The sequence below is a fragment of the Vibrio misgurnus genome, assembly GCF_029635775.1.
In the GTDB taxonomy this organism is placed as follows: Bacteria; Pseudomonadota; Gammaproteobacteria; order Enterobacterales; family Vibrionaceae; genus Vibrio; species Vibrio chanodichtyis.
Window position 1 is genome coordinate 661,359 of sequence record NZ_CP113241.1, and the last position, 19,891, is coordinate 681,249.

Genomic DNA, 19,891 nt, shown 5'->3' on the forward strand with positions numbered 1-19,891 from the left:
CGTCCATGCAGGCGTTAACACGAATGGTGTCAATCTAGCAGATGAGAGCCAATAAAAAAATATCCCTGACTGAGCAGGGATATTTTTAAGCCAGCACGAATTAAGCGTTATTTAGCAGTCGTGGTAGCGTTTCATCTTGGCGCAGGGTGAGAATTTCACAGCCATTCGCGGTGACCAAAATCGTGTGTTCCCACTGGGCTGACTTTTTGCCATCGGCGGTATAAACGGTCCAATTGTCTTGATCATCTAAGCGGCAACCAAACTTACCGGCGTTAATCATCGGTTCAATGGTGAAAATCATCCCTTCACGCAACACAGTGCGATCACTATTTTTGTAGTGCACCACTTGTGGCTCTTCATGGAATTCAGCGCCAATGCCATGGCCGCAATAATCACGGACGATAGAAAACTTAAAGCGTGGATTGTTTTTATTATTGGTCTTGATGTGTTTTTCGATTGCGGTACCAATCTCACCCAGTTGTAGCCCCGGTTTCACCAGTTTCAGCGCCAGATACAGACACTCTTGCGCGACATGGCACAGACGTTTGTCTTCAATCGAGGCTTCTCCAATTACAAACATTTTCGAGGTATCGCCGTGGTAGCCATCTTTAATCACGGTAATATCAATATTGAGAATATCGCCATCGCGCAATACCGCTGGACGCAATAGCTGGCCAAACTGGCTGTCTTGAGTAGCAGGAATGCCGTGACACACAATATGGTTGATTGAGGTACAGATCGATTTAGGAAAGCCGTGATAATTCAGTGGTGCCGGAATTGCGCCTTGCACTTCAGTAATGTACTGATGACATCTCTGATCTAATTCTTCGGTGGTTACGCCTGCTTGCACGTAAGGTTCAATCATTTCCAGAACCTCAGCAGCTAAGCGGCCAGCAACGCGCATTTTTTCAATTTCTACGGCATTCTTGATTTTTATAGACATCAGCTTTCTCTACTCACGGGTGAGCACACAAGGTGCGAGTGGCGCTATTGTAACAATGGACAGATGAAGCGCAAGGAGACAGGCTGAACTGAGCCAAAATCCTTGGTTAACTGAACGATGATCGCGAGTTAAAAAGTACTATTCAGCTTAACGGACGACAATTTTTACTAGCCACATTAGGCCAAAATATGGTATAAAGCGCGCCGGAATCCGGGTCCTTATTCTCCAGATTGGCGAAAAGGGTCGGGAGCCACAAACCTAATTATTTAAATCACACACATTTCGACACGCGTTCCGGGGTGCTCCAATTAAGGGGTCGGATACGTGGGGAATGTGGAGGCCTAACCCCATAGAGGATTTTAAAATGGCATCTGTATCAATGCGCGATATGATGAAAGCGGGCGTACACTTCGGTCACCAAACTCGTTACTGGAACCCAAAAATGAAGCAATTCATTTTCGGTGCTCGTAACCGCGTACACATCATCAACCTAGAAAAAACTGTACCTATGTTCAACGAAGCTCTGGCTGAGCTGGTAAAAGTTGGCGACAAAAAAGGTAAAGTTCTGTTTGTAGGTACTAAGCGCGCAGCGTCTGAGTCTGTTAAAGAAGCAGCTCTAGCAAGCAACCAATACTACGTTAACAACCGCTGGTTGGGCGGCATGCTGACTAACTGGAAAACAGTTCGTCAGTCAATCAAACGCCTGAAAGAGCTGGAAGTTCAATCTACTGACGGTACTTTTGAAAAGCTGACTAAGAAAGAAGCTCTAATGCGCACTCGCGAAATGGAGAAACTGGAAAAGTCTCTTGGTGGTATCAAAGATATGGGCGGCCTGCCTGATGCTCTGTTCGTTATCGACGCTGATCACGAGCACATCGCTATCAAAGAAGCGAACAACCTAGGTATTCCAGTATTTGCTGTTGTTGATACTAACTCTAACCCAGATGGCGTTGACTACATCATCCCAGGTAACGACGACGCGATCCGCGCTGTTCAACTGTACCTGAATGCAGCGGCTGAAGCGATCAACGAAGGTCGTAACAAAGACGTAGCTGCTGTAGCAGAAAAAGACGGTTTCGTAGAAGCGGAATAATCTCGGCTCTGAGTCAAACTTAGGTGCTATCTGCCACATTCGGCGTTATTCGCCATAATAGTGCAGCATAGACCAAGTTATAGTTAGCATTGGGGGCCGATAATGTAGGCCCTCAAATTTTATCCAATCCAGAATTAACTGAGGAATAGAGAATGGCTGTTACTGCTGCTCTAGTAAAAGAACTGCGCGAGCGTACTGGCGCGGGTATGATGGAATGTAAGAAAGCCCTTGTTGAAACTAACGGTGACATCGAGCTGGCAATCGAAAATATGCGTAAGAGTGGTGCTGCTAAAGCTGCTAAAAAAGCGGGCAACATCGCTGCTGAAGGCACCATCATCATCAAAGAAGGCGAAGGCGTTGCTGCTCTGGTTGAAGTTAACTGCCAAACTGACTTCGTAGCCAAAGACGGTAACTTTGTTGCATTTGCTAACCAAGTGGCTGACGCGGCTCTGGCTTCTAAAGCTTCTATCGAAGAACTACAAGCACAATTTGAAGAAACTCGCGTTGCTCTAGTTGCAAAAATTGGTGAAAACATCAACATCCGTCGCGTTCAGTACGTTGAAGGCGCTGCTCTGGCAACTTACCGCCACGGCGATCGTATTGGTGTTGTGGTTGCAGGCTCTGCGGATACTGAAACTCTGAAACACGTAGCAATGCACGTAGCGGCTTCTCGTCCAGAATTCCTGACGCCAGATGACGTTCCTGCTGAAGTGGTGGCTAAAGAGCGTGAAGTTCAAGTTGGTATCGCTATGAACGAAGGCAAGCCAAAAGAAATCGCAGAGAAAATGGTTGAAGGCCGTATGAAGAAATTCACTGGCGAAGTTTCTCTGACTGGTCAACCATTCGTTATGGAACCAAAGAAAACTGTTGGCGAAATTCTTGCGGATAAAGGTGTAACTGTTTCTGCATTCGTACGTCTAGAAGTAGGTGAAGGCATCGAGAAACAAGAAGGCCTAAGCTTTGCTGAAGAAGTAGCGATGGCGGTAAAAGGTTAATCCTAGCCGATTGCTCACTAAAAGACCGTGGCCATGGCTGCGGTCTTTTCACGACTATCTTTTCACGACGAATTGGTCGATGGTTAGCTATGATGTCGCGATTAATCGTGATGAATAGATTTAAGCGCTGGCTCAAGTCTATTCATGACTGTTAATCCTCAACTCTCTTTGGAAGGAAACTCCCATGACAACGAATCCTAAACCCGCTTATCAACGTATTCTGTTAAAACTCAGTGGTGAAGCGCTACAAGGCACGGAAGGTTTTGGTATTGATCCTACCGTACTTGATCGTATGGCTCAGGAAGTAAAAGAACTGGTTGAACTGGGCGTGCAAGTAGGACTGGTGATTGGTGGGGGTAACCTATTCCGTGGTGCTGGCCTGGCTAAAGCGGGAATGAACCGCGTGGTGGGTGACCATATGGGGATGCTGGCGACAGTAATGAATGGTTTGGCGATGCGTGATGCACTGCACCGAGCTTATGTGAATGCGCGTTTGATGTCAGCGATCCCACTCAATGGTGTGTGTGACGACTACAGCTGGTCTGATGCGATTCGTGAACTGCGTCAAGGCCGTGTGGTCATTTTTGCTGCAGGAACCGGTAACCCATTTTTCACCACTGACTCTGCGGCGTGTTTGCGTGGGATTGAGATTGAAGCAGATCTGGTTCTCAAAGCAACCAAAGTGGATGGGGTTTACAGTGCTGACCCGGTAGCCAACCCAGAAGCACAACTGTATGATAAGCTGACTTACAACGACGTGCTTGATAATGAGCTGAAAGTGATGGATTTGGCGGCGTTTACTCTAGCGCGTGACCATAAAATGCCGATTCGTGTGTTTAACATGAACAAGCCTGGCGCGCTGCGTCGTGTCGTGATGGGTGAAGCGGAAGGCACACTGATCAGCGATGCACAGTAATTGTCTTTGCAACCCAACGCTCTCAAAACGAAAACAAGAATTAAGGTGATATTGTGATTAATGAGATCAAAAAAGATGCGCAGCAGCGTATGGAGAAAAGTGTTGAAGCACTAAAAAATGGCCTATCGAAGATCCGTACTGGCCGTGCTCATCCAAGTTTATTGTCGGGTATTTCGGTTGATTACTACGGCGCTCCAACTCCACTTAATCAGGTTGCTAACGTGATTGCAGAAGATGCACGAACGCTGGCGATCACCGTGTTCGATCGCGATTTGACGCAAAAAGTTGAAAAAGCGATCTTGATGTCTGATCTGGGTTTGAACCCAATGTCAGCCGGTACCCTGATCCGTGTACCACTGCCACCACTGACCGAAGAGCGTCGTCGTGATCTGGTAAAAATCGTGCGTGGTGAAGCGGAAGGTGGCCGAGTTGCGGTGCGTAACATTCGTCGTGATGCGAACAACGATCTGAAAGGTCTACTGAAAGATAAAGAAGTTTCAGAAGATGATGAGCGTCGCGCACAAGAAGAAATTCAGAAGCTGACCGATGCGGCAGTGAAGAAGATTGATGAAGTTCTTGCGGCTAAAGAAAAAGAGCTGATGGAAGTTTAATCGTCTGATCTAGCGAACAAAACGCTGTGCTCGCAGCCCAGCGTTTTTTTATGCTACTCTTGCGCCTCTTTGATTGTTTATTGTGTTTCTTATGCAAAATCTATCTATTCCCAAGGAATTATTGCCTAAGCATATTGCTGTGATTATGGACGGCAATGGCCGCTGGGCGAAAGCACAGGGAAAACCGCGGATATTCGGTCATAAAAATGGCGTTACTGCGGTACGTAAAACCATTTCAGCCGCCGCTCGCCTTGGTATTCAAGCTATCACTCTATTTGCTTTTAGCCGTGAGAATTGGCGTCGCCCTGAGGAAGAGGTTGGGGTGCTGATGGAGCTCTTTATCACGGTGCTTTCCTCCGAGATTAAGAAACTGCATAAGAACAATTTGCGTCTGCGTGTGATCGGCGATAAAAGCCGCTTTAGCGATCATCTACAAGCCAAAATTGCGCAAGCTGAAGCGTTAACCGCCAACAATACTGGCATGGTGGTCAACATTGCCGCTAACTACGGTGGGCAGTGGGATATTTTGCAAGCCACTCAAGCGTTAGCCAATAAAGTGGCGCAAGGCGAGCTGATGCCGACTGAAATCGATGAGGCGATGATTCAGCAACATTTAACCATGGCCGATCTGCCAGAGGTTGATTTGCTGATCCGTACCAGCGGTGAGTGCCGAATTAGCAACTTTATGCTTTGGCAACTCGCTTATGCAGAATTGTATTTTACGCCAGTCTTCTGGCCTGAATTCGATGAAAACTGCCTAATTGAAGCAGTGACTTGGTTTGTTAACCGTGAACGCCGTTTCGGCTGTACCGGTGAACAAATCAAGGCATTGATGGAAAACTGAATATAGGACTTCTCAATTTGAAGCAGCGAATCATTACTGCGCTTGTTCTCGCGCCTTTGGTGATCTTGGGCATTATTTATTTGCCTTTATCGTGGTTTATGGTGGCACTTGCCGTGGTCACGTTACTTGGATTTTGGGAATGGACGCAGTTCGTTAACCAAACTTCGCGCCCATTATCTATGCTGCCTGCTTTGCTGTTTGGTGGACTTAGCCTTGCTTTGATCAATGTTGAATTACCGAGCATCAGCCAGATGGCCACTCCCCATTTGACCCTGTTGATGATCGGCAGTGTCTGGTGGGTAGTCTCGAGTCTTCTCGCGTTGACCTATCCTCGTTCGCGTCCCTGTTGGGAACCTTCGAGCAGTGTACGGCATGTATTTGGCCTGCTCACCCTGTTGCCTTTTTTCTGGAGCGTGGTGTTTTTACGCGCGCACTCTTACCTCAGCGATCCCTTTTATGGCGCGAAGTTAGTGCTGTTCGTCTGTTTTCTGGTCTGGGCGGCTGACAGTGGTGCTTATTTTGTCGGCAAAAGCTTCGGTAAACATAAAATGGCTCCCGCAGTCAGCCCGAATAAGACTATTGAAGGCTTAATCGGTGGGATTGTGATGGCGATGCTGGTCGGTTATTGGGCCGCCCAATGGTTTGCGATCCCATTCAGTTCCACTGTTAGCATGTTGCTGATCATTTTAATCACCGTAGTGATTTCGGTATTGGGTGATTTGGTTGAAAGCATGTTTAAACGAGTGTCTGGTATTAAAGACAGCAGCAATATTATTCCTGGGCATGGCGGCATTTTGGATCGAATTGATAGCCTAACGGCCGCGTTCCCAGTGTTTGCTCTACTCTATTTTTTATTCTAATCATCAGGCTGCTTAAGCAGCCTGCTGTGAATAACAGCGATCTTCACTATGCGTAAACTCACCATTTTAGGTGCCACCGGTTCAATTGGAGCCAGCACCCTCAAAGTGCTAGCACAAAATCCACAGCAGTTTTCGGTCGTCGCCTTAGTTGCTGGCGGCAATGTGGCCAAAATGTACCAACTGTGCTGCCAATGGCAACCTAAGTACGCAGTGATGGCCAGCGCCCAAGCGGCTGCAGAGTTACAACAATTACTCAAATCACAGCCGATGGCCACCGAGGTGTTGTACGGTGAATCCGCGATGTGCCAAGTGGCCGCGCTGGATGAGGTGGATACCGTGATGGCAGCGATTGTCGGCGCGGCGGGGTTATTGCCGACCATGGCGGCGGTCAAGGCGGGCAAGCGGGTACTGTTAGCCAATAAAGAAGCGTTGGTGATGTCTGGCCAACTGTTTATTGATGCTGTCGCTCAATCCGGTGCGGAGCTGATCCCGGTTGATAGCGAGCACCATGCCATTTTCCAATGTCTACCGAGTGAGATTCAAGTTGAGCTCGGACGCTGTGATTTACAGCAGCACGGTATTGAACATATTTTATTGACCGGTTCGGGTGGCCCATTTCGCTACAGTGATGTGGCACAGCTTGATCAAGTCACGCCTGAACAGGCGATCGCGCATCCAAACTGGTCCATGGGACCGAAAATCTCCGTCGACTCAGCGACCATGATGAACAAAGGTCTTGAGTATATTGAAGCGAAATGGCTGTTTAATACCTCGCGTGAGCAGCTTAAGGTGCTGATCCATCCTCAATCGGTGATCCATTCGATGGTACAGTACAAAGATGGCTCGGTACTGGCGCAGATGGGAGAGCCGGATATGGCCACGCCGATCGCTTATGCTTTAGCCTATCCGCAGCGCATTGCCGCCGGAGTACCAGCCCTTGATTTCACCCGCATACAACAATTGACGTTTATGGAGGTGGATTATGCTCGCTACCCTTGCTTGCAACTGGCGATGGAGGCTTGCTTTATCGGCCAGCATGCGACCACTACACTTAATGCCGCCAATGAAGTGGCGGTAGAGGCTTTTTTAAAGCAGCAGATTCGCTTTACCGACATCGCGCGGATCAATGAGCAGGTTTTATCTAAGGTTTGTGCAACCCACACGCCGTTCGATTACCGAGACTTGGAAAGCCTACTTGAGCTAGATACAATGGCCCGACATTTTGCCCACCAAGCCATAACAGAGCGCCAAGTATGAACGACATTCTCTGGAACTTTATCTCCTTTATCATCGCGTTGGGTATTTTAGTCGCGGTGCATGAATTTGGACATTTTTGGGTCGCGCGACGCTGCGGCGTTAAAGTGGAAAAATTTTCAATCGGCTTTGGTAAATCGATTTGGTCACGAACGGGTCGTGATGGTACCGAATATTCGCTGGCGATGATCCCACTCGGTGGCTACGTCAAGATGTTGGATGGTCGAGTGGATCAAGTCGCGGCAGAACAGCAAGGCATGGCGTTTGACCAACAATCGTTGTGGAAGCGCTCTGCGATTGTCAGTGCTGGACCATTGTTCAATTTTCTATTTGCCATCTTTGCCTACTGGCTGATGTTTATGATTGGTGTGCCCGCAGTGAAACCTGTGATTGGTGAAGTCACACCTTACTCAATCGCTGCGCAAGCGGGTCTCGAACCCGGCATGCAAATTAAAGCCGTTTCTGGTGTCAATACGCCAGATTGGGAGTCGGTCAATATGGGGCTGATCGGCCATATTGGCGATGCCAGTTTGACCTTGACCGTGACCAGCGCACAAGAAGTGGGTCATGAGCAAATCAAGACAATTAATCTGCGTGATTGGAACTTTGACCCTGAAACAGAGTCTGCTATGAGGGCACTTGGTTTTAAGCCGTTTACGCCGGAAATTTCTAACCAATTAGCCAATGTGACTGCCCAAGGGGCAGGTGAGCGGGCTGGGCTGCAAGCTGACGATATTTTGTTGCAAATTAATGGTCAGACGATCAGTGAATGGCAACAAGTGGTGACGGCTATTCAAAGTCACCCGAATACACCGATCGCCGTATTGGTACTGCGCGCGGAGCAGCAAGTTGAACTGTGGCTCACCCCCGATAGTCGAGAGCTTTCGCAAGGAAAAGTGATCGGTTTTGCGGGAATCGCACCTAAAGTCGCAGAATGGCCGCAAAACTATCGATTTGAATTGCAATTTGGTGTATTTGAGTCGCTTGGCAAAGCGGTTGAGAAAAGTGGCCAAGTGATCAATCTCACCGTTAGCATGTTAAAAAAACTGCTGGTCGGTGATGTGGGGCTAAATAACCTCAGCGGGCCAATTTCCATCGCCAAAGGGGCGGGGATGACCGCAGATTTTGGTTTTGTCTACTTTTTAGGCTTTTTAGCCCTGATCAGTATTAACCTTGGCATTATTAATTTGGTGCCGCTGCCGATGCTCGATGGTGGGCATTTGCTGTTTTTCATGATTGAAGCGGTGATCCGTCGCCCAGTACCAGAAAAGGTGCAGGAAATGGGTTACCGGATTGGTGGTGCCATCATTTTCTCTTTAATGGCCGTAGCAATCTTTAATGATTTTACTCGCCTGTGATCGATAAACATTAGGCAACCGTTGCAGTAAGGAAGAACTCAAAACAATATGGCGATGAAACAGATTCTACTCGCGACATTGCTCGCTACCAGCGTGTCAGCCAATGCGGCCGAAAAATTTGTGGTACAGGATATTCAAATCAACGGTCTACAGCGGGTCGCCTTGGGTGCGGCTTTGCTGAGGATGCCGGTGCGGGTTGGCGATAGTGTCGATACGCAAGATGTGGCGAATATCATTAAAGCGCTCTATTCCTCTGGTAACTTTGAAGATGTCAAAGTGCTGCGTAATGGCGATATTTTGGTCGTGCAAGTCAAAGAACGCCCGACGATTGCCAGCGTTTCATTTTCTGGTAACAAGGCGATCAAAGAAGAGCAGCTTAAGCAAAATCTAGAAGCTTCCAGTATTCGGGTTGGCGAAGCGTTAGATCGCACGACCTTGAGCAATATTGAAAAAGGCCTAGAAGATTTCTATTACAGTGTCGGTAAGTACAATGCGACGGTGCAAGCGGTGGTTACGCCACTACCGCGTAATCGTGCCGACCTTAAGTTTGTCTTTACCGAAGGGGTTTCTGCCAAGATCCAGCAAATCAACTTTATCGGCAACCAAGTGTTTAGCGATAAAGAGCTGCTGTCACGCTTTAACTTGAATGTGGATATTGCGTGGTGGAATTTCCTGTCCGATGACAAATATCAAAAGCAAGTGCTGGCTGGCGATATTGAAGCACTGCGCACCTACTACCTTGATCGCGGCTATCTAAAATTTCAGGTCGATAGTACGCAAGTGGCGATCTCGCCAGATAAGAAAGGCGTGTATATCACACTCAACCTCAATGAAGGCGAACCATACACAGTAAGCCAAGTACAGTTCCGTGGTGAACTGAAAGGCAAAGAGGCGGAGTTTAGCGCACTGATCCCGTTTGAGATCGGTGAAACTTATAACGGTTCGGCAGTGACACGTTTAGAAGAGAGCATCAAGAAAGTGCTTGGTGAGGCAGGGTATGCTTACCCACAAGTGCGGACCATTCCTGAATTTGATGATCAAACCCAGCAAGTCTCACTGGTAGTCGATGTTGAAGCCGGTAAGCGTATTTATGTGCGTGATATTCGGTTTGTCGGTAATAACAGCACTCGTGATGAAGTGTTGCGCCGCGAAATGCGCCAGATGGAAGGTGCGTGGCTCAACTCTAAAGACATTGAAACCGGTAAAGCGCGGATTAACCGGTTAGGTTTCTTTGAAACGGTGGATGTGCAGACGGTTCGTGTGCCGGGCAGTGAAGATCAGGTTGATTTGGTCTACAGCGTTAAAGAGGCGAACTCAGGCAATATTAACTTCGGCGTCGGTTACGGTACCGAATCTGGGGTCAGTTTCCAAATTGGTTTAGAACAAGACAATTTCTTAGGTTCAGGTAATCGGGTCGGCGTGAACGCGATGATCAACGATTATCAGAAAAACTTAACCTTAGAGTATCGCGATCCGTACTGGAACCTTGATGGGGTCAGTTTGGGTGGTAAGGTTTTCTACAATGAATTTGAAGCTTCTGAGGCGGGAATTGTTGACTATACCAATGAAAGTTATGGCGCGAGTTTGACTTGGGGCTTCCCATTTGATGAATTGAATCGTTTTGAATTTGGGATTGGTTATACCCACAACAAGATCGGTAATTTAACCCCGTATCTGCAAGTGGAGAAATTCCTGATCGCGCAAGCCAGTAACCTGGATGATGATGGTAATTTACTGACCAACGATTTTGATTTTAACTTGGCTTGGACACGTAACAACCTCAACAGTGGTTACTTCCCGACAGCCGGTAACTATCAGCGTCTGTTCTATAAAATGACCGTGCCGGGTTCGGATGCGCAGTATTTCAAATTGCAATACGATGTGCGCCAATACTTCCCGCTGACTAAAAAGCATGAGTTTGCTCTGTTGCTGCGTGGTCGGTTAGGTTATGGCAATGGCTATGGACAGACCGATGGTCAAGATAACCTATTCCCATTCTATGAGAACTTCTACGCCGGTGGCTTTACCTCTTTGCGTGGTTTTGGGTCAAACTCGGCAGGGCCGAAAGCGGTTTACCGTGATCATTCCGGTTCCAACAATGGTAGTGATACCGCAACCGATGATTCAGTCGGTGGTAATGCGATTGGCTTAGCCAGTATCGAGCTGATTGTACCAACCCCATTTGCCTCTGATGAGGCGCGCAACCAAATTCGTACCAGTGTGTTTGTTGATGCGGCTAGCGTATGGGATACCGAGTTCGATTATCGCGAGCGTGGTGCCGATTACGGTAACCAGTATTACTATGACTATTCAGATCCCACGAATTATCGCGCCTCGTATGGGGTGGCGCTGCAGTGGGTCTCACCAATGGGGCCGTTAGTGTTTGCATTGGCTAAACCGATTAAAAAGTATGAAGGCGATGACGAAGAATTCTTCACCTTCACGATTGGAAGAACCTTCTAGGAGAGGAACATAATTTGAACAATATGATGAAAGCAGCCGGATTGGGTTTGGTTATTTTGAGCTCATCGATGTTGGCGAATGCGGCGCAAGCGGCACAAAAAATTGGTTACATTAACACTGCCCAAGTGTTTCAGGCCCTGCCGCAGCGTGAAGTGGTTTTGCAAAAAATGCAAAATGAGTTCAAAGATAAAGCGGCAGAACTGCAATCTATTCAAGCCGATGCCAAAACCAAAATTGAAAAGCTCAAACGTGATGGTCAGTTAATGGGCCAAGATGAAATTGAAAAATTGCGGATTGAAATTGGTCAGTTAGACAGCAAATACAAGATCAAAGCCCAAGCGTTGGAAGAAGCATCAGCGCGTCGCGAAGCAGAAGAAAAACAAAAGCTGTTTAAAGTGATCCAAGATGCAGTAACTAAAGTGGCAGAGCAAGAAGGCTACGATGTGGTATTGGATACCAGCGCGATGCAATACGGTAAGCCAGAGCACAATTTGTCTGAAAAAGTTATTAAAGCCATTAAATAATCGAGCATGATGATCACACTAACTTTAGCCGAATTGGCTACTATCACCGCAGGGGAACTGTTCGGTGATCCGAATGCACAAGTCAGTGCCGTTGCGCCAATGGATAAGGCTCAGCAAGGTGATGTGACATTTTTGTCTAATCCCAAATACAGTAAACATTTAGCCGACTGTAAAGCGACCGTGGTCATGGTGAAAGCCAGTGAGCGAGAATTGTGCCCGAGTAACGCTTTAGTGGTGGCCGATCCTTATGTCGCGTTTGCCAAAGTGACTCAGGCGCTGGATTCGACCCCAGCGCCAGCCTGCGGAATTGCGCCGAGCGCGGTGATTGCCGAAGATGCAAAGTTAGGCCACAACGTTTCGATTGGAGCCAATGCGGTGATTGAATCCGGCGCTGAGCTTAGTGATAACGTGGTGATTGGCGCAGGCTGTTTTATTGGTCAGCAAGCTCGCTTAGGGGCGAACACTAAACTGTGGGCGAATGTCACCATCTATCATAAGGTAGAGATTGGCGCTGACTGTTTAATTCAGTCCGGCACTGTGATTGGTGCTGATGGCTTTGGTTACGCCAACCAACGTGGTGAATGGATCAAAATCCCACAGCTTGGCTCAGTGCGAATTGGTGATCGAGTCGAGATCGGCGCTTGTACCACGATTGACCGCGGTGCGTTAGATGATACCGTGATTGAAGATAACGTGATCATCGATAACCAACTGCAAATCGCCCATAATGTGCACATCGGATATGGTAGTGCTCTAGCTGGTGGTACGATTATTGCTGGCAGCACTCGCATCGGTAAGTATTGCATTATTGGTGGCGCGAGTGTGCTCAACGGGCATATCGAGATTGCGGATGGTGTGACCATTACTGGCATGGGTATGGTGATGCGTAGCATTGAGCAGAAAGGCATGTACTCTTCTGGTATTCCGCTGCAAACCAACAAAGAGTGGCGTAAAACTGCCGCTCGAGTGCATCGCATTGAAGATATGCATAAACGACTGAAAGCTTTGGAAAAAATTCTGGAACAATCCGCTGAAGAGCAGCCCGATAACTCCCAAGCTTAAACGGTTGGTTACTAAGGCTCGCAGATTGCGAGTCTTTTCGCTGTTGGGTATCCCCCTATTTATCTATTTATACACAGGATGATGATTTTGAATACTGATAAGAAAACGATGAATATCACTGAAATTCAATCGCTTCTGCCGCACCGCTATCCATTTTTGCTGATTGATCGTGTGACCGACTATCAAGAAGGTAAGTACCTAATTGGCCTAAAAAATGTGTCAGTGAATGAGCCTCAGTTTACCGGTCATTTTCCACAACTGCCGGTCTTCCCCGGAGTTCTGATTTTAGAAGCGATGGCGCAAGCTACCGGTCTTTTGGCGTTCAAAACCTTTGGCGCACCAAAAGAAAATGAACTGTACTATTTTGCTAGCATTGATGACGCCAAATTCCGCAAACCCGTTACCCCTGGCGATCAACTGATGATTGAAGTTGAATTTGTCAAAGAGCGCCGTGGTATTGCGCTGTTTAATGGTATTGCCAAGGTTGATGGTGATGTGGTTTGTTCCGCTCAACTTAAATGCGCACGTCGAGAGTTTTAATATGATCCACGAATCTGCCCAAATTCATCCTAGTGCGGTAGTCGAGCCTGGCGCGATTATTGGTGCCAACGTTAAAATTGGCCCATTCTGTTTTGTTGATAGCAAAGTAGAAATCGGTGAAGGTAGCGAATTGCTCTCCCATGTAGTGGTCAAAGGCCCGACCAAAATTGGTTGTTTCAACCGTATTTTCCAGTTTGCCTCGATAGGTGAAGCGTGTCAGGACTTGAAATACGCAGGTGAAGATACGCAACTGATTATTGGTGATCGCAATACTATCCGTGAAAGCGTGACCATGCATCGCGGTACAGTGCAAGATCAAGGGATCACCGTGGTGGGTAGCGATAACCTGTTTATGATCAATGCCCATGTGGCCCACGACTGTGTGATTGGGGATCGCTGTATTTTCGCCAATAATGCAACGTTAGCCGGACATGTCAAAATTGGTAATCAAGTGATTGTTGGTGGTATGTCGGCGATTCACCAGTTCTGCCAAATTGGCGACCACTGTATGCTTGGTGGTGGTTCGATTGTGGTGCAGGATGTGCCACCGTATGTGATGGCCCAAGGTAACCACTGCGCGCCATTTGGCATCAACGTGGAAGGTCTGAAGCGGCGTGGTTTTGAAAAAGCGGAAATTCATGCGATTCGTCGAGCGTACAAATCTTTGTACCGCAATGGCCTGACCTTAGATGCAGCTAAGGCAGAAATTGCTCAAGAAGCGGAGCAATATCCTAGCGTGCAGTTGTTCCTTGAGTTTCTGCAACAGTCACAGCGTGGCATTATTCGCTAACTCAACCGTTTGTTAGCTTAACCGCTTGCTAACTCGTGCTCTTTCATGAGTTGCACACTCTCACCGAGCTATAAAAAGATCGCTGCTTTGCTGCGGTCTTTTGCCTTTTTAGTCGGTAGCGAATAGGGTGTGGTATAGATAAAACGCCAGAGGAAATAGGATGAACAAACCATTACGGATCGGCATCGTCGCGGGTGAACTCTCCGGTGATACCTTAGGTGCTGGCTTGATCCAAGCGATACGTGCACGTTATCCAGAGGCTGAATTTGTTGGCATCGGTGGGCCGAAAATGATCGCGCTTGGCTGCCAATCTCTATTTGATATGGAAGAGTTGGCGGTGATGGGGCTGGTTGAAGTGCTGGGGCGTTTGCCACGGTTACTAAAAGTCAAAGCTGAATTGGTCAAATATTTCACCGCTAATCCGCCAGATGTGTTCGTCGGCATTGATGCACCGGATTTTAATTTACGCCTTGAGCTGAGCCTCAAACAAGCGGGCATTAAAACCGTGCATTACGTCAGTCCATCGGTGTGGGCTTGGCGACAAAATCGGATCCACGGTATTGCGGCAGCCACCGATTTAGTCCTCGCGTTTCTACCGTTTGAGAAAGCGTTTTACGATCGTTTTCAGGTGCCGTGCGAGTTTATTGGCCACACCTTAGCTGACTCGCTTCCACTACAGCCGGATCAATCAGCAGCGCGTCAGTTACTCGGCTTAGATCAGCAACGTCGTTGGTTAGCCGTATTGCCCGGCAGTCGTGGTGGTGAAATGAAGCTGCTGGCTGAGCCCTTTATCGCCACTTGTCAAAAACTGCATGCCCGTTATCCTGATCTTGGCTTTGTGGTCGCCTTAGTGAATGCCAAACGGCGTGCAGAGTTTGAACAGGCTTGGCAGCAAGTTGCTCCAGAGCTTAATTTTGTGTTGGTGGATGATACTGCGCGGGATGTGATCACCGCGGCTGACGTGGTGATGCTGGCTTCCGGCACTGTGGCCTTGGAGTGCATGTTGCTCAAGCGGCCAATGGTGGTCGGCTATCGTGTGAATGCCTTGACGGCTTGGCTGGCGAAACGGCTGCTGAAAACGCCTTATGTCTCATTGCCGAATATTTTGGCCGGTGAAGCGTTGGTCAAAGAGCTGCTGCAAGAGAATTGCACGGTCGACAATCTTTATCATGAAGTCAGCCGTTTGCTTGACAGTGATAATCAAGCTTTGATGAACAAATTTACCGAAATGCATCAATGGATCCGTAAAGATGCCGATCAACAAGCCGCGCAAGCCGTACTGCATTTGATTGAGCAACAAAATTAATAAGATTGAGAAACCAACATGGCCAAACAACCAAGCATTGAACTGCCTCCATTTCAGATCCCCACCGGCTATACCTTGATTGCTGGAGTAGACGAAGTTGGGCGTGGCCCTTTAGTCGGGGATGTGGTCACTGCCGCGGTGATCCTCGATCCCAATCAGCCGATCATCGGTTTGAATGATTCGAAAAAACTCAGCGAAAAAAAACGCTTAGCGCTGTTTCCCGAGATTCAGCAAAAAGCCTTAGCTTGGTCAATTGGTCGCTGTTCGCCGCAAGAGATTGATCAACTCAACATCTTGCAAGCGACGATGGTTGCAATGCAGCGTGCAGTGGCAGGGTTGGCGCTGCAGCCGGATTTAGTGTTGGTGGATGGTAATAAAGTGCCACAACTGCCGATGGATGCTCAAGCGGTGGTCAAAGGTGATTTGCGCGTAGCACAAATCAGTGCCGCTTCGATTTTAGCCAAAGTGATCCGCGATCAAGAGATGCAAGCGCTGGATGAGCAATATCCGCAATTTGGTTTTGCTCAGCACAAAGGCTACCCGACGGCTGCACATTTAGCCGCGATTGAGCAGCATGGCGTAATTGCCCAACACCGTACAAGCTTTGGTCCGGTAAAACGAGCCCTTGGCCGACAATAAGCAACTGAAAGCCAACGCAGATTAACGAATACCCTTGCTACTTGAAGCGGCAGCGGTGTTGGCTAGGTTGGTTCTCCTCAATCACATAGTTTATCGATGCTTATGGGGATTCACTCTCTTGCCGCCTATCTGCAACTCCAAGTCGTTTTGGTATAGAATAGGGCGCAATTGCGTTTCCCAAATTTGGATATTGCTTGCATGTCAGACCCAAAATTCATCCACTTACGTACCCACAGTGATTTTTCGATGGTGGATGGTTTGTCCAAAGTTTCGCCGTTGGTGAAAAAAGTCGCCGCCATGGGCATGCCCGCCATGGCATTGACCGACTTCACCAACCTATGCGGCTTAGTAAAATTTTACAGTACCGCCCATAACTGCGGGGTTAAGCCGATCATTGGCGCGGACTTCATGCTGCAATCGCAAGAGTTTGGTGACGAGCTGACCAAACTGACCCTGCTCGCCAAAGATAATCTCGGTTATAAAAACCTCACATTATTGATTTCTAAAGCCTATTTGCGAGGCCATGTCCAACATCAACCCGTGTTGGATAAAGCGTGGTTGGTGGAACACGCCGCAGGACTGATCGTGCTCTCAGGGGGTAAAAATGGTGAGATAGGGCGCGCGTTACTCAAAGGCAATCAACAGCAAGTTGCACAGTGTGTAGCGTTTTATCAGACTCACTTTGCCGATCATTTCTACCTCGAATTGATCCGTACCGGACGTGCCGATGAAGAGAGCTACCTACATTTTGCGCTAGAAGTGGCTGAACAGTATCAGTTGCCAGTGGTTGCGACCAATGAAGTGGTGTTTATCAGCGAAGAGTCGTTTGAAGCGCATGAAATTCGTGTCGCGATCCATGATGGCTACACGCTGGAAGATCCACGTCGGCCGAAAAATTACAGTCCGAAACAGTATTTGCGCAGTGAAGCGGAGATGTGTGAGCTGTTTGCTGATATCCCTGCCGCGTTGCAAAACAGTGTCGAGATTGCTAAGCGTTGTAACGTAACTGTCCGCTTAGGCGAATATTTCCTACCTAATTTCCCAACCGATGGTATGGCGATTGAAGATTTCTTAGTGATGAAATCTCGCCAAGGGTTGGAAGAGCGGCTCGAATTTCTGTTCCCGGATCCGCAAGTGCGTGCCGAGCGTCGCCCAGAGTATGATGAGCGATTACAAATTGAGCTGGATGTGATCAACCAGATGGGCTTTCCCGGCTACTTTTTGATCGTAATGGAGTTTATCCAGTGGTCAAAAGATAACGATATACCAGTGGGGCCGGGGCGCGGCTCGGGCGCGGGTTCATTGGTGGCGTATGCGCTGAAAATTACCGATCTGGACCCATTGGAATACGATCTGCTGTTCGAACGTTTCTTGAACCCTGAGCGGGTATCGATGCCTGACTTTGACGTCGATTTCTGTATGGATAAGCGTGACCAAGTGATTGATCACGTTGCCGAAATGTATGGTCGTGATGCGGTATCACAAATTATTACTTTCGGTACTATGGCTGCCAAAGCGGTGATCCGTGATGTGGGACGCGTGCTCGGTCATCCGTTTGGCTTTGTCGATCGGATTTCCAAATTAGTCCCGCCCGATCCGGGCATGACGCTGGAAAAAGCCTTTATCGCCGAGCCCGCGTTGCAAGAGCTGTATGACGCGGATGAAGAAGTTAAAGAGCTGATCGATAAGTGTCGCATTCTGGAAGGCTGTACCCGTAACGCCGGCAAACATGCTGGTGGGGTGGTGATTTCGCCGACTGCGATCACCGATTTTGCACCGATTTACTGCGATGCGGAGGGCAATTTCCCGGTCACTCAGTTTGATAAAAACGATGTTGAAACTGCAGGATTAGTCAAATTTGACTTTCTAGGCTTACGCACCCTGACCATTATTGATTGGGCGCTGGGCTTGATTAACCCACGCTTGCAAAAAAACGGTGCGGCACCAATCCGGATTGAAGCGATCCCACTCGACGATGCGCGTTCGTTCCGCAATCTGCAAGATGCTAAAACCACCGCGGTATTTCAGCTTGAATCACGCGGCATGAAAGAGCTGATCAAGCGGCTACAGCCGGACTGTTTTGAAGATATTATCGCTCTAGTGGCGCTGTTTCGTCCCGGGCCGCTGCAATCGGGGATGGTGGATAACTTTATCGACCGTAAACATGGCCGCGAAGCGATCTCGTATCCGGATGAAAAGTGGCAACATGAGTCGCTCAAAGAGATCTTAGAGCCAACCTACGGCATCATCCTCTATCAAGAGCAGGTGATGCAGATTGCTCAGGTCCTGTCGGGTTACACTTTGGGTGGGGCAGATATGCTGCGCCGTGCGATGGGTAAGAAAAAGCCAGAAGAGATGGCCAAGCAGCGGGCAGTATTCCAAGATGGTGCTGAACAAAATGGTGTCGATGGCGAACTGGCAATGAAAATCTTCGATCTGGTGGAGAAATTCGCCGGATATGGATTTAACAAATCGCACTCAGCCGCTTATGCTTTAGTTTCTTACCAAACCTTATGGTTAAAGACCCACTACCCGGCAGAATTCATGGCGGCGGTAATGACCGCCGATATGGACAACACCGAAAAAGTGGTCGGTTTGGTCGATGAGTGCAAAAACATGGGCTTAACCGTGTTGCCCCCCGATATTAACTCTGGTTTGTATCGTTTTAACGTCGATGATAATGGGGCGATTGTGTATGGTATCGGCGCGATTAAAGGGGTGGGTGAAGGTCCGATTGAAGCGATCCTCGCTGCGCGTCAGCAACAGGGTTATTTTAAAGATTTATTTGATTTCTGCGCGCGGATTGATCTGAAAAAGGTCAACAAGCGGGTGATTGAAAAATTGATTCTGGCAGGCGCGTTAGATAAATTAGGCCCGCACCGTGCGGCGATGATGGCATCGGTGGATGATGCGGTACGCGCAGCCAGCCAACATCACCAAGCCGAAGCATTTGGACAAGCGGATATGTTTGGCGTGCTGACCGATGCGCCAGAAGAGGTTGAGCAAAAATATACCCAAGCACCCGAATGGCCAGAAAAAGTGCGCTTAGAAGGCGAACGGGAAACACTGGGTCTGTATCTGACTGGGCATCCGGTGGATGAGTATCTCAAAGAGCTGAGCCAATACACCAGTTGTCGCTTGAATGAAGCGGCACCAACTCGCCGTGATCAGTCATTAACCGTCGCCGGTTTAGTCATAGCCGCGCGGGTGATGACCACCAAACGTGGCACGCGGATCGGTTTACTAACCTTAGATGATCGTTCTGGACGTATGGAAGTGATGCTGTACTCTGAAGCGTTGGATCGGTATGCAGATTGGTTAGAAAAAGATAAAATTCTGGTGGTTAGTGGACAGGTCAGCTTTGATGACTTCAATGGCGGGCTTAAAATGTCGGCGCGTGAACTGATGGACTTGGGTGGTGCACGTGAAAAATTTGCCCGTGGTTTATCGATTTCGATTTTACAGTCGCAGATTGATCCACTCTTTTTTGAGCGTTTTAGTCAGATACTGGAACCTCACCGCGCCGGAACTGTACCGGTCAATGTATACTACCAGCGCCCAGATGCACGAGCGCGCCTAACCTTAGGCACAGAGTGGCGAGTCACGCCCAGCGATACATTGTTAGACGAATTAAAGCAGCTACTTGGTCAGGATCAGGTAGAACTCGAATTTAACTAAAATTCAGCTAGTGCG

17 protein-coding genes are annotated in these 19,891 nt (G+C 48.3%); 16 read left to right on the plus strand and 1 reads right to left on the minus strand.

Features of this window, described 5'->3' with window-relative positions; all coding sequences use genetic code 11:
* Positions 1-100 precede the first annotated feature (100 nt).
* Positions 101-943 (minus strand): type I methionyl aminopeptidase, encoded by an 843-nt coding sequence (map, locus tag OOK74_RS03115; RefSeq protein ID WP_274722119.1) that lies wholly within the window; start codon positions 941-943, stop codon positions 101-103.
* A 364-nt stretch (positions 944-1,307) separates the two neighbouring features.
* On the opposite strand from map, the gene rpsB reads away from it, so the two are divergent.
* From rpsB to dnaE, 16 genes are all read left to right on the plus strand, one after another.
* Positions 1,308-2,036 carry a 30S ribosomal protein S2 gene (rpsB, locus tag OOK74_RS03120; protein WP_166013482.1) on the plus strand — a complete coding sequence of 243 codons (729 nt, stop codon included), beginning with the start codon at positions 1,308-1,310 and terminating at the stop codon, positions 2,034-2,036.
* Positions 2,037-2,188: 152 nt separating this feature from the next.
* Positions 2,189-3,031 carry a translation elongation factor Ts gene (gene tsf / locus OOK74_RS03125; protein WP_274722120.1) on the plus strand — a complete coding sequence of 281 codons (843 nt, stop codon included), beginning with the start codon at positions 2,189-2,191 and terminating at the stop codon, positions 3,029-3,031.
* 184 nt (positions 3,032-3,215) lie between these two features.
* Positions 3,216-3,947 (plus strand): UMP kinase, encoded by a 732-nt coding sequence (pyrH, locus tag OOK74_RS03130; protein ID WP_274722121.1) that lies wholly within the window; start codon positions 3,216-3,218, stop codon positions 3,945-3,947.
* A gap of 53 nt (positions 3,948-4,000) precedes the next feature.
* Complete coding sequence (frr, locus tag OOK74_RS03135; RefSeq protein WP_166013479.1) at positions 4,001-4,558, plus strand: ribosome recycling factor; 558 nt, start codon at positions 4,001-4,003, stop codon at positions 4,556-4,558.
* A 91-nt stretch (positions 4,559-4,649) separates the two neighbouring features.
* Positions 4,650-5,402 (plus strand): polyprenyl diphosphate synthase, encoded by a 753-nt coding sequence (uppS, locus tag OOK74_RS03140; protein ID WP_278183116.1) that lies wholly within the window; start codon positions 4,650-4,652, stop codon positions 5,400-5,402.
* A gap of 17 nt (positions 5,403-5,419) precedes the next feature.
* Positions 5,420-6,262: a phosphatidate cytidylyltransferase gene (locus tag OOK74_RS03145; protein WP_274722123.1), complete on the plus strand. Its 843-nt coding sequence runs from the start codon at positions 5,420-5,422 to the stop codon at positions 6,260-6,262.
* Positions 6,263-6,310: 48 nt separating this feature from the next.
* Complete coding sequence (gene ispC / locus OOK74_RS03150) at positions 6,311-7,519, plus strand: 1-deoxy-D-xylulose-5-phosphate reductoisomerase (protein WP_278183117.1); 1,209 nt, start codon at positions 6,311-6,313, stop codon at positions 7,517-7,519.
* Positions 7,516-8,874, plus strand: a complete 1,359-nt coding sequence (rseP, locus tag OOK74_RS03155) for a sigma E protease regulator RseP (RefSeq protein WP_278183118.1) — start codon at positions 7,516-7,518, stop codon at positions 8,872-8,874. Before ispC ends, rseP begins: the two co-directional genes overlap by 4 nt.
* A gap of 48 nt (positions 8,875-8,922) precedes the next feature.
* Positions 8,923-11,337 (plus strand): outer membrane protein assembly factor BamA, encoded by a 2,415-nt coding sequence (bamA, locus tag OOK74_RS03160; protein ID WP_278183119.1) that lies wholly within the window; start codon positions 8,923-8,925, stop codon positions 11,335-11,337.
* Positions 11,338-11,351: 14 nt separating this feature from the next.
* On the plus strand, positions 11,352-11,861 hold the full coding sequence (locus tag OOK74_RS03165; protein WP_274722127.1) for an OmpH family outer membrane protein: 510 nt from the start codon (positions 11,352-11,354) through the stop codon (positions 11,859-11,861).
* Between the two features lie 9 nt (positions 11,862-11,870).
* Positions 11,871-12,923, plus strand: a complete 1,053-nt coding sequence (lpxD, locus tag OOK74_RS03170) for a UDP-3-O-(3-hydroxymyristoyl)glucosamine N-acyltransferase (RefSeq protein WP_278183252.1) — start codon at positions 11,871-11,873, stop codon at positions 12,921-12,923.
* 108 nt (positions 12,924-13,031) lie between these two features.
* A complete protein-coding gene (gene fabZ / locus OOK74_RS03175) occupies positions 13,032-13,463 on the plus strand; it encodes a 3-hydroxyacyl-ACP dehydratase FabZ (RefSeq protein ID WP_206212105.1) in 432 nt (143 codons plus the stop codon).
* Between the two features lies 1 nt (position 13,464).
* Positions 13,465-14,253 (plus strand): acyl-ACP--UDP-N-acetylglucosamine O-acyltransferase, encoded by a 789-nt coding sequence (gene lpxA, locus OOK74_RS03180; RefSeq protein ID WP_277206232.1) that lies wholly within the window; start codon positions 13,465-13,467, stop codon positions 14,251-14,253.
* Positions 14,254-14,413: 160 nt separating this feature from the next.
* Positions 14,414-15,559, plus strand: coding sequence for a lipid-A-disaccharide synthase (lpxB, locus tag OOK74_RS03185; RefSeq protein WP_277206231.1), 1,146 nt, complete (start codon positions 14,414-14,416; stop codon positions 15,557-15,559).
* An 18-nt stretch (positions 15,560-15,577) separates the two neighbouring features.
* Positions 15,578-16,198 (plus strand): ribonuclease HII, encoded by a 621-nt coding sequence (gene rnhB / locus OOK74_RS03190; RefSeq protein WP_277206230.1) that lies wholly within the window; start codon positions 15,578-15,580, stop codon positions 16,196-16,198.
* A 198-nt stretch (positions 16,199-16,396) separates the two neighbouring features.
* Positions 16,397-19,876, plus strand: coding sequence for a DNA polymerase III subunit alpha (gene dnaE, locus OOK74_RS03195; RefSeq protein ID WP_278183120.1), 3,480 nt, complete (start codon positions 16,397-16,399; stop codon positions 19,874-19,876).
* Positions 19,877-19,891 lie beyond the last annotated feature (15 nt).